This is a genomic window from Klebsiella sp. K-Nf6, from assembly GCF_002806655.1.
Classification (GTDB): domain Bacteria; phylum Pseudomonadota; class Gammaproteobacteria; order Enterobacterales; family Enterobacteriaceae; genus Klebsiella; species Klebsiella variicola.
In genome coordinates this window covers 299,287-313,116 of sequence record NZ_PIBN01000003.1, presented here as the reverse complement: position 1 = coordinate 313,116, position 13,830 = coordinate 299,287, and the positions used below count along the sequence as shown (strand labels likewise).

The following is a 13,830-nucleotide window of genomic DNA, read 5'->3' as shown; positions in this document are numbered from 1 at the left end:
CAGTGGTTACATCAAGCGTTGATAAAGTTCGCGATAGGAGTTCGCGGCAACCTGCCAGCTAAAATCCATATTCATCGCCTGACGCTGCACATAGCGCCAGAGCGACGGGCGCGACCAGAGAACAAAGGCGCGACGAATAGCGCGCAGCAATGACAACGCATTGCTGTCCTCAAAGACAAACCCTGTCGCCAGACCATCGGCAAGGTTCTCCAGCGAACTGTCAGAGACCGTGTCCGCCAGCCCCCCGGTGCGGCGCACCAGCGGCAGCGTGCCGTACTTCAGACCATACAGCTGAGTTAAGCCGCACGGTTCAAAGCGGCTCGGCACCAGAATGACGTCGGCGCCGCCCATAATGCGGTGGGAGAAGGCCTCATGGTAGCCAATCTGCACCCCCACTTTGCCCGGATGTTCGGCGGCAGCGGCGAGGAAACCTTCCTGCAGCACCGGATCGCCGGCGCCCAGCAGGGCCAGCTGGCCGCCCTGCTCAAGCAGACCCGGCAGCGCTTCGAGCACCAAATCCAGCCCTTTCTGACTGGTCAGGCGGCTAACCACGGCAAACAGCGGCGCTTTGTCATCGACCTTCAGGCCCATCGCAATCTGCAGCTGACGCTTATTCTCCGCCTTCTCCTCCAGCGTGTCGCGATCGTAGCGCATCGGCAGCAGCAGATCGTTTTGCGGACTCCAGATACCGTCGTCAACGCCGTTGAGGATCCCCGACAGCCGTCCTTCATGATGGCGCTGGCGCAGCAGCCCTTCCATGCCGTAGGCGTATTGCGGTTCGGTGATCTCGCGCGCGTAGGTCGGGCTTACCGCCGTAATATGGTCGGCGTAGTAAAGACCGGCCTTCAGAAACGAGATCTGACCGTTAAACTCGAGGCCATGCATGTTGTAAAACGACCACGGCAGCTCGATATCATTCATATGCCAGGAGTAAAACATCCCCTGGTAGGCCAGGTTGTGCACGGTAAAGACCGATTTAGCCGGGCGTCCGCGCGCCGCCAGGTAGGCCGGCGTCAGGCCGGCGTGCCAGTCATGGGCATGCACCACATCCGGGCGCCAGAATGGATCCAGTCCGCTGGCCATTTCGCTTCCCACCCAGCCCAGCAGCGCAAAGCGCAGGACGTTGTCGGTATAAGCGTGCTGGTTGGTATCGTGGTATGGGCTCCCCGGCCGGTCATAGAGATGTGGGGCATCTATCAGGTAGATCCCCACGCCGTTAAAGTGGCCGTACAGCAGCGTGATCCGCCCGGCGAAGGTATCGCGGCGGGTCACCACCTGGGCATCCACCACGCCGCGGCGGATATCGGGAAACGCCGGCAACAGCACGCGGGTGTCGATACCCTCCGCAATTTGCGCCGCCGGCAGTGCGCCGATGACGTCCGCCAGACCGCCCGTCTTTAACAGCGGGAACATCTCAGAACATACATGTAAGACCTGCATTAGCGCTCCTGTTTGTGCCCCAATTTCCGCAGCATGTCGCGGGTCACCAGCACGATACCTTCCTCTGAGCGATAGAAGCGGCGTGCATCCTCTTCCGCGTTCTCACCAATCACCATACCTTCCGGGATGACGCAGGCGCGGTCAATCACGCAGCGACGCAGGCGGCATGAGCGCCCTACCCAGACATCTGGCAACAAGACTGCCGAATCAATGTTACAGAAGGAGTTCACCCGCACGCGCGGGAACAGCACCGACTGCACCACCACCGACCCGGAGATAATACAGCCGCCGGAAACCAGCGAGTTCAGGGTCATGCCGTGGCTACCGGAGCGGTCCTGCACGAACTTCGCCGGCGGCAGCGATTCCATATGAGTGCGGATCGGCCAGTTCTGGTCGTACATATCCAGCTCCGGCGTGACTGACGCCAGATCGAGGTTGGCCTTCCAGTAAGCCTCCAGCGTCCCCACATCGCGCCAGTACGGCTCAGCGTTCGGGTCAGACTGCACGCAGGAGAGCGGGAAAGGATGTGCATAAGCCATGCCAGCTTCGGTGATCTTCGGAATGATATCTTTGCCGAAATCGTGGCTGGAGTTTTCGTTGCGATCGTCTTCTTCCAGCAGCTCATAAAGATAGGCGGCGTCAAAGATATAAATGCCCATACTGGCCAGTGATTTGGTCGGATCGGTTGGCATCGCCGGCGGGTTAGCGGGTTTCTCGACGAACTCAATGATTTTTTCGTTTTCATCGACCGCCATAACGCCGAAGGCGGATGCCTCTTCAATGGGCACCGGCATGCAGGCCACGGTGCAACGCGCCCCTTTTTCGACATGGTCGATCAGCATGCGCGAGTAATCCTGCTTATAAATATGATCGCCCGCGAGGATCACCACGTACTCCGCTTTGTAGCGGCGGATGATGTCCAGGTTCTGCGTCACGGCGTCCGCCGTACCGCGATACCAGTTTTCGCCGTGCACGCGCTGCTGGGCTGGCAGCAGATCGACAAACTCATTCATCTCTTCGCTGAAGAACGACCAGCCGCGCTGGATGTGCTGCACCAGCGTGTGCGACTGATACTGGGTAATGACGCCGATACGGCGGATCCCTGAGTTAATGCAGTTAGATAATGCGAAATCGATAATACGGAACTTGCCGCCGAAGTGAACGGCAGGTTTCGCACGCTTAATGGTGAGATCCTTGAGCCGGGTGCCACGCCCGCCCGCGAGGATCAACGCCACGGATTTGATGGGTAATTGACGCGCCAGCATCAGCGGATCGTTTTTTTCAAGCCTAACCATGATTAACTCCTTTTTACACCCCAGCTTTCCTTCTCATCCCGCCGCGCCGCCGCCACGAGTTCAACCGGAAGCTTCAGGGATTACGACCTTTGAAATACGCACACTCCGTGCGCGGGCCCATGCCAGACAGCCATGATGACCGGATTATCCTCTCCGGCGAAGGGAGGAACGGCGCGCCATTCCCCCTCAGGTAAAACCATATCGACCACCTCTGCGGTGGCGTTCAGCGTGAGCAGCCAGCGATCAGACAACTGGACCTGCATACACGCTGCGCCCTGCTGCCACTCCCCGGCAGTCAGCGGCTGGGCGTTTTGATTAAGCCAGCGGACGTTGCCATCCCCCTCCTGCCACCAGCGGTTGCCGGTCAGCGCCGGAATGCGGCGGCGCAGGTGGATCAGCGCCGCGGTAAACGCGGTTAATCCCGGGTTCGCCTGGCGCCAGTCCAGCCAGGTCAACGCGTTATCCTGGCAGTAGGCATTATTGTTGCCGTGCTGGCTGTGGCCCTGCTCATCGCCCGCCAGCAGCATCGGCGTCCCCTGAGCCAACAGCAGCGTCGTCAGCAGCGCATGCACGCTGGCACGCCGCCGTTCAATCACCGCAAGATTGGCGTCTAATCCCTCTATACCATGATTGTTGCTGTAGTTATTGTTAGTCCCATCGCGATTCTCCTCCCCGTTTGCCTCATTGTGTTTCTGATTGAAACAGACGCAGTCGCGCAGGGTGAAGCCATCATGGGCCGTCACCAGGTTGACCGTCGCCGATGGCAGCTTGCCATCGCGAGCAAAAATATCGCTGGAAGCCGCGAAGCGTTGGGCAAAGTCACCCAGGGAGACGTTTTGCTGCAGCCAGAAACGACGGGCAATATCACGAAAATGGTCGTTCCACTCGGTAAACAGCGGCGGAAAATTGCCCACCTGATACCCCCCCGGGCCGATATCCCAGGGTTCTGCAATCAGTTTCACCTGCGACAGCACGCTGTCGCGGCGGATAGCCTCGAACAGCGGCGCATCCTGGCGGAATTCCGGCGTCCGCCCCATCACCGAGGCAAGGTCGAAGCGAAAGCCGTCGACATGGCACTCGTCCACCCAAAAGCGCAAACACTGGCGCGCCCATTCCACCACCCCGGGGTGGCTGAGATTGAGCGTATTACCGCAGCCGGTCCAGTTGTGATAATCGCCATCCTCCCTTACCCAATAATAGCTACGGTTGTCGATTCCGCGCAGGGAGACGGTGGGTCCTTCAAGATCGATTTCCGCGCTATGGTTGAGCACAACATCCAGAATCACCTCGATGCCGGCGGCATGAAGCGCCTTAACCGCATCACGAAACTCATCGAGGGCACGCGCGGGGTCGCTGGCATAGCGCGGATCCAGCGCAAACCATGCCAGCGGGTTATAGCCCCAGTAGTTACTTAACCCCATCCGCTGCAGACGCGGCTCGCTGGCAAACTGCGCCACCGGCATCAGCTCAAGCGCGCTGATGCCCAGCGATTTGAAGTAAGCGATCATCACCGGGTGGCCCAGCGCCTTATAAGTTCCGCGAATGGCTTCCGGCAGCTGCGGGTGCAGCAGGGTGAGTCCTTTCACGTGCGCTTCATAAATCACCGTTTCCCCCCACGGGGTACGCGGCGGTTTATCGCCAAGCCAGTCGTAATGCAGATCCACCACTTGCGATTTTGGCGCGATTGCGGCGCTGTCGCGATGATCCGGCTCCCACATTCCACCATGCAGGCGTTCGTCATCCGGCAGATCGCCCTCGACCCGATGCGCGCAGGGATCGAGCAGCAGCTTTGCCGGATTAAAGCGGTGCCCCTGCGACGGATCCCAGGGGCCATGCACCCGGTAGCCGTAGCGCAGGCCCGGCCCGGCAGCGGCCAGCCAGCCGTGCCAGATGTCACCGCTGCGCGCCGGGAGGTCGAGGCGTTGCTCATTGCCTTGCTCGTCGAACACGCACAGCTCCACCCGCTCCGCATGGGCGGAGAAGAGCGCAAAGTTCACTCCCTTACCGTCATAGCTGGCGCCCAACGGCGCAGGTTTGCCTGCCGCGAGGGTGGTCATTGCGCCTCCCGAACCAGCCAGATCGTCGCCAGCGGAGGCAGGGTCAGCGATAGCGAGTGCTCGCGGCCATGGCTGGCGATCGCGTCGCTCTCCACCACACCGCCGTTACCCTGGTTGCTGCCGTGATAGTGCATTGAGTCAGTATTCAACGCCTCGCGCCAGCGTCCCGGCTGGTTAATGCCGAAGCGGTAGTCGTGGCGCGGCACCGGCGTAAAGTTGCTGGCGACGATAATCTCATTCCCGGCCCGGTCACGGCGCACAAAGACAAATACCGAACGCTCATGGTCGTCGACCACCAGCCATTCGAAACCGTAGGGGTCAAAATCCAGCTCGTGCAGCGCTTTATGGTGACGATATGTGTGGTTCAGGTCGCGCACCAGTCGCTGGACGCCGTGGTGCCAGTTATCGCCGCCTTCCAGCAGATGCCAGTCGAGGCTGCCATCGTGGTTCCACTCGCGGCCCTGAGCGAACTCATTGCCCATAAACAGCAGTTTTTTACCCGGGAAGGCGAACAACCAGCCGTAGTAGGCGCGCAGGTTGGCGAACTTCTGCCAGGCATCTCCCGGCATGCGGTCGAGAATCGATTTTTTACCGTGTACGACCTCATCATGGGAGAGCGGCAGCACGAAGTTCTCGGTGTAGTTGTAGAGCATGCCGAAGGTCATTTTGTCGTGATGGTAGCGGCGATGCACCGGATCGAGCTTCATGTAATCCAGGGTGTCGTGCATCCAGCCGAGGTTCCATTTGAACCAGAAGCCCAGCCCACCGCCGGCTGGCGGACGGGTGACGCCGGCAAAATCGGTGGACTCTTCCGCCATCGTCACCGCGCCCGGCGTCTGTTCGCCGAGGATGCGGTTGGTGCTGCGCAGAAACTCAATGGCTTCCAGATTTTCCCGGCCGCCGTATTCGTTGGGGATCCACTCACCTGCCTTGCGGCTGTAGTCGCGATAGATCATTGAGGCCACCGCGTCGACCCGCAGGGCATCAATACCGAAGCGCTCGATCCAGTACAGCGCGTTACCGACGAGGAAGTTGCTGACTTCGCGACGACCATAGTTGTAGATCAGGGTATTCCAGTCCTGGTGATACCCCTCGCGCGGATCGCTGTGCTCATACAGCGAAGTGCCATCAAACGAGGCAAGGGCAAAATCATCCGCCGGGAAGTGGCCGGGCACCCAGTCAAGAATGACGTTCAGCCCGGCGGCGTGCGCGGCGTTGATAAAGTAACGGAAATCGTCGCGGGTGCCGAAACGGCGGGTCGGCGCATAGAGCCCGGTGGGTTGATAGCCCCAGCTGCCGTCGAACGGGTGCTCGTTAACCGGCAGCAGTTCGAGATGGGTGAAGCCCATCCATTTCGCGTAGGGCACCAGCTGGTCGGCCAACTCGCGGTAGCTCAGCCAGAAATTATTATCGGTATGACGGCGCCAGGAGCCGAGATGCACTTCATAGATAGAGATCGGGGCATCAAACTGGTTCGCCGCTTTGCGGTCCGCCGGCTGTTCCACTTTGGGCGGCAGGTCGCAGATAAGCGAGGCGCTTTCCGGACGCATTTGCGACTCAAAGGCGTAAGGGTCGGCTTTGACCCGCAGATGGCCGTGGGCGTCAATCAGTTCGAATTTATACAGCTGGCCATTATGCGCGCCGGGAACGAACAGCTCCCAGATCCCGGACTCTTTGCGGAATCGCATCGGGTGGCGTCTGCCATCCCAGTAGTTAAACTGCCCCACCACCGACACGCGGCGGGCATTCGGCGCCCACACCGAGAAACGGGTACCAGTGACGCCGTCCATGGTGGCAGCGTGTGCGCCCAGCGTTTCGTAAGGGCGCAGGTGGGTCCCTTCCGACAGCAGCCAGACGTCAAGATCCTGCAATAGCGGACCAAAGCGATAAGGGTCATCAATCAGGTTCTGCTGCCCGTGCCAGGTGACGGCCAGCTGATAGCGAAAGGCGTTTTTGCGACGTGGCAGAACGCCGCTGAAGAAACCACGCGAGTCGAGGCATTCGAGCTTGCCGACTTTGCGTCCGGTTTTCGGTTCAATAACCCACACTTCGGTGGCATCGGGTAATAATGCGCGCACTTCCAGCCCGGCGTCAGTACGGTGCATGCCGAGCACGGAAAAAGGGTCCGCGAAATGACCGGCGATTAGCGCATTAATCACGTCTCTATCGATATGATTAGACATGCTTTCATCCTGTTGTAAGTGTCGCTCATTCCTGTAACTGGCGACTTTTTTGACCTGAACGGCGCAGTGCTCTCAGCATCCTCCTGCTCCGTCCCACCTTCAGGTAAGGAATTCCTTACTTAAAGCATAGCCAAGGCTGGGTTACCTCCGTGGGGAAAAATCTAACATCCGCGTTTACTCCTTGTATTACGCAAAAAAAAAGGGGGCTTGAAGACCCCCTTTATGTTCATCCTGCGCTTACGCCAGCTGCCGAAGCATCCGGCGCAGCGGCTCCGCGGCGCCCCACAACAGCTGGTCGCCAACGGTAAAGGCCGACAGATACTCCGGCCCCATATTCAGTTTACGCAGGCGCCCTACCGGGGTGGTCAGGGTGCCAGTCACCGCGGCTGGGGTCAGCTCGCGCATGGTAATCTCGCGATCGTTCGGGACCACTTTGGCCCACGGGTTGTGCGCGGCCAGCAGTTCCTCAACGGTCGGGATAGACACATCTTTTTTCAGCTTGATGGTGAACGCCTGGCTGTGGCAGCGCAGTGCGCCAACGCGTACGCACAGGCCGTCTACCGGGATAACGGACGAGGTGGCGAGGATCTTGTTGGTCTCCGCCTGGCCTTTCCACTCTTCGCGGCTCTGGCCGTTATCCAGCTGTTTGTCGATCCACGGGATCAGGCTGCCCGCCAGCGGCACGCCGAAGTTATCGACCGGCAGTTCGCCGCTGCGGGTCAGCGACGTCACTTTGCGCTCGATATCCAGAATGGCGGAAGCCGGGTTCGCCAGCTCTGCCGCAACATGGTTGTGCAGCTGACCCATCTGGCTCAGCAGCTCGCGCATATGACGCGCACCGCCGCCGGAAGCCGCCTGGTACGTCGCCACGCTGACCCACTCCACCAGATCCTGGGCAAACAGGCCGCCGAGGGACATCAGCATCAGGCTGACGGTACAGTTGCCGCCGACAAAGGTTTTGACGCCGTTGTTCAGGCCGGCGGTAATCACGTCCTGGTTAACCGGGTCGAGGATAATGATCGCATCGTCCTTCATGCGCAGCGACGACGCGGCGTCAATCCAGTAACCCTGCCAGCCGCTTTCGCGCAGCTTCGGATAAATATCGTTGGTGTAATCGCCGCCCTGGCACGTGACAATAATGTCCAGAGCCTTCAGCGCGTCCAGATCGAACGCATCCTGAAGCGTGCCACCGGTGCTACCGCCGAATGACGGCGCTGGCTGTCCCAGCTGGGAGGTAGAGAAGAACACCGGGCGAATGGCGTCGAAATCGCGCTCTTCAACCATGCGTTGCATGAGAACAGAGCCGACCATTCCGCGCCAGCCGATAAAACCAACATTTTTCATAACGTATTCCTGCGAGGTGTGTGCTGTTTGTGCCTGGCCAGTTTCCAACTGGATTATCCCTCACCTTACAAAATGCAGCTAAAGTCGCAAGTGAAATTAATCAATGATTGCTGAACAATCAGAAATGCAACTTATCCTGCACATTGTCCACCGTCGCTGGTCGTCGTCAAAAACGCAACGATTATCGGGGAAATCCCCCGGGGAATGGAATATTTTCCGTCGCTATTTTATTGATCCTGATTATGGATTAAGCGCGAAATCGAGTGATTTGCCGCTTGCCAAAAAAAAGCGACAAACCCAGACACAGCAGGGCCTGATGAGGGATACGAGTCTTGTCGTAGTGCTCATCGTCGTGGGTAGCGGAAGGGGAAAAGAGGGAAAAAGGGCGGCTTATTACAAAGAAGCCAGGGTAAGTAGCGTTACCCTGGCTTTTTATTCCCCGCGAGCGGGAGGTGAGCGGGCTTAGCTCAGCAGCTGGAAGGCGATCATACCGACAATCGCCCCGGTGGTACCCAGGATGGTTTCCATCATGGTCCAGGTTTTCAGCGTCTGGGCTTCCGTCGCACCGGTAAATTTACCGAACAGCCAGAAGCCGGCATCGTTCACGTGGCTCACCACAATCGAGCCGCCGGCGATACAGATAGACAACGCTGCCATCTGCGCGCCGCTGTAGTTCAGTTGCTCAATGACCGGCATCACCAGACCGACCGCCGTCAGACAAGCAACGGTCGCGGACCCCTGAATGATACGGACGGCAGCCGCCAACACGAAGCAGGTAATCGCAATCGGCAGACCCAGGCCAGTCAGCGCTTCGCCGAGCGCCGGGCCGACGCCGGAGTCAACCAGCACCTGCTTGAAGACGCCGCCGGCGCCGATCACCAGCAGGATAATCCCCGCCGGCTGCAGCGCGTGGCCACAGATCTCCATCACGCGGTCTTTCGCCATCCCCTGGCGCATCGCCAGACCGTAGATCGCGACCAGACAGGCAACCAGGATCGCGGTGAACGGATGGCCGATAAACTCGAACCATTCGTAGGCGGTAGATCCCACCGGCACAAAGCGCGCGGCGATGGTTTTGAGGCCTACCAGCACCAGCGGCAGCAGGATCAGCGACAGGCTAAAGCCGAAGGACGGCATTTTGCCTTCGCCGAGATGCGGTTCGCTGATATCGTCAGGAATGTGCAGCTCAACGTAGCGGCTAATGAAATTCCCCCATAACGGACCGGCGATAATCATCCCCGGGATCGCCGCACACAGGCCAATCAGGATCATCCAGCCAAAGTCGGCGTGCATCTGCGACGCCAGCAGCATCGGCGCCGGCCCCGGCAGCAGGAACGCCGCGGCGGCGGCAACGCCTGCAAACAACGGGATCACCAGCTTCACAAGGTTAGTGCCGGTATGGCGCGCCATCGAGAAGGCGACGCTAATCAGCAGCACGATCGCCACTTCGAAGAACAGCGGCAGCGCGCAGATAAGACCGGCAAGACCAATCGCATAGTGCGCGCGGCTATGGCCGAAGGATTTGAGCATCTTGACGGCAATCTGATCGACCGCCCCCGTTTCATGCAGGATCTTACCGAACATCGCGCCGAGCGCGACGACGATCGCCAGGAAGCCCAGCGTACCGCCCATCCCTTTCTCCATCGTCGCCGCGATTTTATCCAGCGGCATACCGGAGAAGAGACCTGCACCAATAGAAACCACCATCAAAGCCACGAAGGCGTGCATCCGCGCTTTCATGACTAAAAACAGCAGCAGCAATACCGAGCCGACTGCTGTTAAAACAAGCGTTAAAGTACTCACTAGTGACTGCCTTTGTTGATCACCTCGATGGTGCTGGCCACCACGCCTTCCAGCGGCTGGTCGATATCGACGATAAGCACATCGCTCTCGTCGGCGCCTGGTTCCTGCAGCGTTTCAAACTGCGTCACCAACATTTGGGTTTTGAAGAAGTGTCCTTTGCGTGCCTTCAGACGGTTTTCGATCACGTCGAAATCGCCTTTCAGATAGATGAAGGAGAGGTTCGGGTTGCCCTTGCGCAGAATGTCGCGGTAGCTCTTCTTCAGCGCCGAGCAAACAATCAGCGACACCTTGTTGGTACGCTGCATGGCAAACGCGGCGTCATTCAGCGCCTGCAGCCACGGCGTGCGGTCATCATCGTTCAGCGGCTCACCGGAGGCCATCTTGGTGATGTTGCTGCGCGGATGCAGAAAGTCGCCGTCAAGAAACGCGGCATGCAGTTGATGCGCCACTTCGCTGGCGACAGCGGATTTCCCGCTGCCGGAAACGCCCATCAGAACATAGACGTGGTGATCATGATTAGTCGTGCTCAAAGCATCCTCCCACCGGACAGGTACGCCGCACCGTGGCTGACTCATCCAGCGCGAAGGCGGCGTATCGGTTGATTGTTACGGGTAACTGTTATCGGTAACATTGTCATGCCGGACCTGTGGAGAAGCAATATCCATTCGTGCCAGATGTGAATATGTGTGATCTACTTCAAACTTGTCAGTTTAAATTGATCCGCCCGGTGACAATGTGAAACCTAAATCTAACATCTTAGGGGTAATCGCTTCACCACGAATACGCGCCAGCAGCCGTTCGGCGCCGATGCGCCCCATCCGCTCGCGCGGGGTCAGGACGCTGGCCAGCCGCGGCTCCATCACCTGGCCGATATCGTGGCCGTGGAACCCGGCAATCGCCATATCATCGGGGATCTTCAGCCCCAGGCGCTGGCATTCAAACGCCGCGCCGACCGCAAGGTCATCGTTGGTACAGAAGATACCGTCAAGCTGCGGATATTCGCGGCGCGCCTGACGCATCAGCTCGATCCCCGACGAGTAGGACGAAGATTGCTCCACCATCACGCTATAGGGCGTCATCCCGGCGTCGAGCATCGCCTGCTCGTACCCCTTCTGTTTGATGATAGTACGTTCATCGAGACGCGCCCCCAGATAGGCGACGTGGCGATGGCCGCGGGCGATAATCGCCGCGGTCATCTGCCGGGCGGCTTCAAAGTTATCAAACCCGACGGCGATATCGAGGCACGGCGACCGGCTGTCCATCAGCTCCACCACCGGAATACCGGCGACTTCAATCATCTTCAGGGTGCGAGGCGTATGGGTGCGTTCGGTAAGGATCAGGCCGTCAATGTTCCAGGAGAGCATCGATTCGAGGCGTTTCTCTTCCATTTCCGGCTTATAGCCGTAGTGCGCCAGCATGGTTTGATAGCCGAAGGCGTCGGTGACGCTTTCGATACCGCGCAGCACTTCCGAGAAGACCTGGTTGGTTAACGATGGCAGCAGCACGCCGATGGCGCGACTGGTCGCGTTGGAGAGAATGTCAGGGGCGCGATTGGGAATATAACCCAGTTCATCGAGGGCAACGGCAATCTTGCCACGCAGCGCTTCGGAGACCTGCTCCGGGTTGCGTAAATAGCGACTGACCGTCATTTTGGTCACGCCGACAAGATCGGCTACATCCTGAAGTACGGGTCTTTTCTTTTTCATCGTCCTGACTGTGATCAACGGGGAAACATTTTCTCAGTTTATCACGGACAAAGCGCAACCTTCCCCAACATCGGAAAAGGCTGCGCAATTTATTTAACCTGGCTCAGATAACTATCAAACCGGCGGCAGATCGAACAGCAGGATCTCGCTATCGCTGTCGGCGTGAACCGAAATCGCCTGCTCGTCCCAAATCGCCAAACCGTCGCTGGTGGTGGCTTTGGTACCGTTGATGGTCACTTCACCTTTGACGACCTGGATCCACACGCGGCGTTCCGCGGCAATCTGATGAACCGACTGCTCATCTTTCAGCAGCGCCCAGCGATACAGCTCCATATCCTGGTACACTTTCAGCGAGCCATCTCGCGCATCTGGCGACAACACCAGCTGTTTACCCTGCGTGGCGTCGAAGCGGCGTTGCTCGTAGCGCGGGGTAATGCCGGTTTCTTCCGGAATAATCCAGATCTGATACAGACGCAGACGATCGGTTTTACTCGGGTTGTACTCAGAGTGGCGCACCCCGGTACCCGCACTCATGATCTGGAACTCACCCGCCGGCACCTGCTCTTTGTTGCCCATGCTGTCCTGGTGCTCCACCGCCCCTTCCAGCACATAAGTCAGGATTTCCATATCTTTGTGCGGATGGGTACCGAAGCCCTGACCAGCGTCGATGACGTCGTCGTTAATCACCCGCAGGGCAGAGAAGCCCATAAAATTCGGGTCATAATAGTTGGCGAAAGAGAAAGTATGCCAGGAATCCAGCCAACCATGGTTAGCGTGGCCACGTTCGTTCGCTTTGCGTAAGTAGATCATGTTGCACCCCCGTATGTTTTCGATGGATTCAGTGTGGACCCATTTCGCCGACGATCATAGAGGGTGAAAATTGACTCCTCTGTTCAAAAAATATGAACAAGCGCCGAGGAGCCCGTTTTGCTTATTTTGCCAGGGTGATGGTGGCCGGAGAAGGCTGCTCAAAGCCGCGCTGCAGGATCTCCATATTGGTGAGAACGTCAGATTCCTTGACGTAATTCGGCTGGCCATTGACGAGGGTGTCATACAGCGCGTCGTACACCCGACCGTAGTCGCCGGTCTCCAGCGGCACTGCTTCACGCACCGTCTCCCCCGCCTCGTTGACGTACACCAGCTCGCCGACGCTGTCGTCCGCCCCAAAACCCGGCTCGCCCGGCATGATATTGGCCTTCAGGCTGGTCTCCTGCTGGTCAATGCCGTATTTCACAAACGAACCTTTATGGCCGTGAACGATAAATTTCGGGTAGTCGATCTGCACCAGATGGCTGGTCTTAACGATGGCCTTCAGATCGCCGAAGAACAACTGGGCCTCAAAGGTGTCATCCGGGTTGGCTTTATTGCGCAGCGAACGCAGATCGTAAGAGACATGGTCCGGGCGGCCGAACAGCGAAATTACCTGATCCAGGGTATGCACGCCGAGACCATAGAACTCGCCGTTTTGCGGGCCGCCGGGGTTGGTCTCCGCCACCGGGCGGTAGTTATCGAAATGGCTTTCGATCTCCACCAGTTCGCCGAGTTTCCCGCTCTCAATCACCTTTTTGGTGGTCAGGAAGCAGGAGTCGAAGCGACGATTCTGGTAGGGCGTCACCGTGAGGCCCTTGCTGTTTGCCAGGGCAAACAGGGTTTTGGCCTCCTCCAGCGTCGGGGTGAACGGCTTTTCCACCAGCACGTTTTTCCCCGCCTCCAGCGCCTTTTTCGCATATTCAAAATGGCTGTCGGCGTGAGTGCAGACCACCACCAGATTGACCTGTGGGTCGTTTAACACGTCATCAAGATCGCTGGTGAAATGGATATGGGAATACTGCGGTGCCTGCTCCTCGGGCTTCGCCCGGCGGCGGTAGATATGCGCCACATGCCAACGGTCTTTGCGGTGCAAAACGTAAGGAAGATGGTAGCGGGTGGTACTTTTGCCGAAGCCAATAAATGCGCAGTGCAGAGTCATAACGCTGTCCTTAGTTGATGAGCTACCTTCAAC

The 13,830-nt window shown here is 58.6% G+C and carries 11 protein-coding genes; 1 reads left to right on the top strand and 10 read right to left on the bottom strand.

Annotated elements, in window-relative coordinates:
- Nucleotides 1-6: 6 nt before the first annotated feature.
- From glgA to asd, 5 genes are all read right to left on the bottom strand, one after another.
- Complete coding sequence (gene glgA / locus CWM61_RS07870; protein ID WP_004202133.1) at nucleotides 7-1,440, bottom strand: glycogen synthase GlgA; 1,434 nt, start codon at nucleotides 1,438-1,440, stop codon at nucleotides 7-9.
- A complete protein-coding gene (glgC, locus tag CWM61_RS07865) occupies nucleotides 1,440-2,735 on the bottom strand; it encodes a glucose-1-phosphate adenylyltransferase (RefSeq protein WP_008806989.1) in 1,296 nt (431 codons plus the stop codon). The genes glgA and glgC overlap by 1 nt, the downstream gene beginning before the upstream one ends.
- An 80-nt stretch (nucleotides 2,736-2,815) precedes the next feature.
- A complete protein-coding gene (gene glgX, locus CWM61_RS07860; protein ID WP_100631031.1) occupies nucleotides 2,816-4,792 on the bottom strand; it encodes a glycogen debranching protein GlgX in 1,977 nt (658 codons plus the stop codon).
- The gene (gene glgB, locus CWM61_RS07855) at nucleotides 4,789-6,975 is read right to left on the bottom strand and encodes a 1,4-alpha-glucan branching enzyme (RefSeq protein WP_100631030.1); all 2,187 of its coding nucleotides are present in this window, start codon (nucleotides 6,973-6,975) and stop codon (nucleotides 4,789-4,791) included. Before glgB ends, glgX begins: the two co-directional genes overlap by 4 nt.
- Nucleotides 6,976-7,212: 237 nt before the next feature.
- Nucleotides 7,213-8,319 (bottom strand): aspartate-semialdehyde dehydrogenase, encoded by a 1,107-nt coding sequence (gene asd, locus CWM61_RS07850; protein ID WP_061153088.1) that lies wholly within the window; start codon nucleotides 8,317-8,319, stop codon nucleotides 7,213-7,215.
- A gap of 103 nt (nucleotides 8,320-8,422) precedes the next feature.
- Between asd and CWM61_RS07845 the strand changes: the two genes are divergently transcribed.
- Nucleotides 8,423-8,785, top strand: a complete 363-nt coding sequence (locus tag CWM61_RS07845; RefSeq protein WP_074387043.1) for a hypothetical protein — start codon at nucleotides 8,423-8,425, stop codon at nucleotides 8,783-8,785.
- Here the strand turns inward: CWM61_RS07845 and gntU are convergent.
- From gntU to CWM61_RS07820, 5 genes are all read right to left on the bottom strand, one after another.
- Nucleotides 8,782-10,122: a gluconate transporter gene (gene gntU, locus CWM61_RS07840; RefSeq protein ID WP_061153086.1), complete on the bottom strand. Its 1,341-nt coding sequence runs from the start codon at nucleotides 10,120-10,122 to the stop codon at nucleotides 8,782-8,784. The two genes, CWM61_RS07845 and gntU, sit on opposite strands and share 4 nt — an antisense overlap.
- Nucleotides 10,122-10,652, bottom strand: coding sequence for a gluconokinase (gene gntK, locus CWM61_RS07835; RefSeq protein ID WP_012540395.1), 531 nt, complete (start codon nucleotides 10,650-10,652; stop codon nucleotides 10,122-10,124). The genes gntU and gntK overlap by 1 nt, the downstream gene beginning before the upstream one ends.
- Nucleotides 10,653-10,832: 180 nt before the next feature.
- Nucleotides 10,833-11,828, bottom strand: a complete 996-nt coding sequence (gene gntR / locus CWM61_RS07830; RefSeq protein ID WP_002920777.1) for a gluconate operon transcriptional repressor GntR — start codon at nucleotides 11,826-11,828, stop codon at nucleotides 10,833-10,835.
- A 114-nt stretch (nucleotides 11,829-11,942) separates the two neighbouring features.
- The gene (locus CWM61_RS07825; protein ID WP_061153085.1) at nucleotides 11,943-12,638 is read right to left on the bottom strand and encodes a pirin family protein; all 696 of its coding nucleotides are present in this window, start codon (nucleotides 12,636-12,638) and stop codon (nucleotides 11,943-11,945) included.
- Nucleotides 12,639-12,759: 121 nt separating this feature from the next.
- Nucleotides 12,760-13,797, bottom strand: a complete 1,038-nt coding sequence (locus tag CWM61_RS07820) for an oxidoreductase (RefSeq protein ID WP_074387041.1) — start codon at nucleotides 13,795-13,797, stop codon at nucleotides 12,760-12,762.
- Between the last annotated feature and the right edge of the window lie 33 nt (nucleotides 13,798-13,830).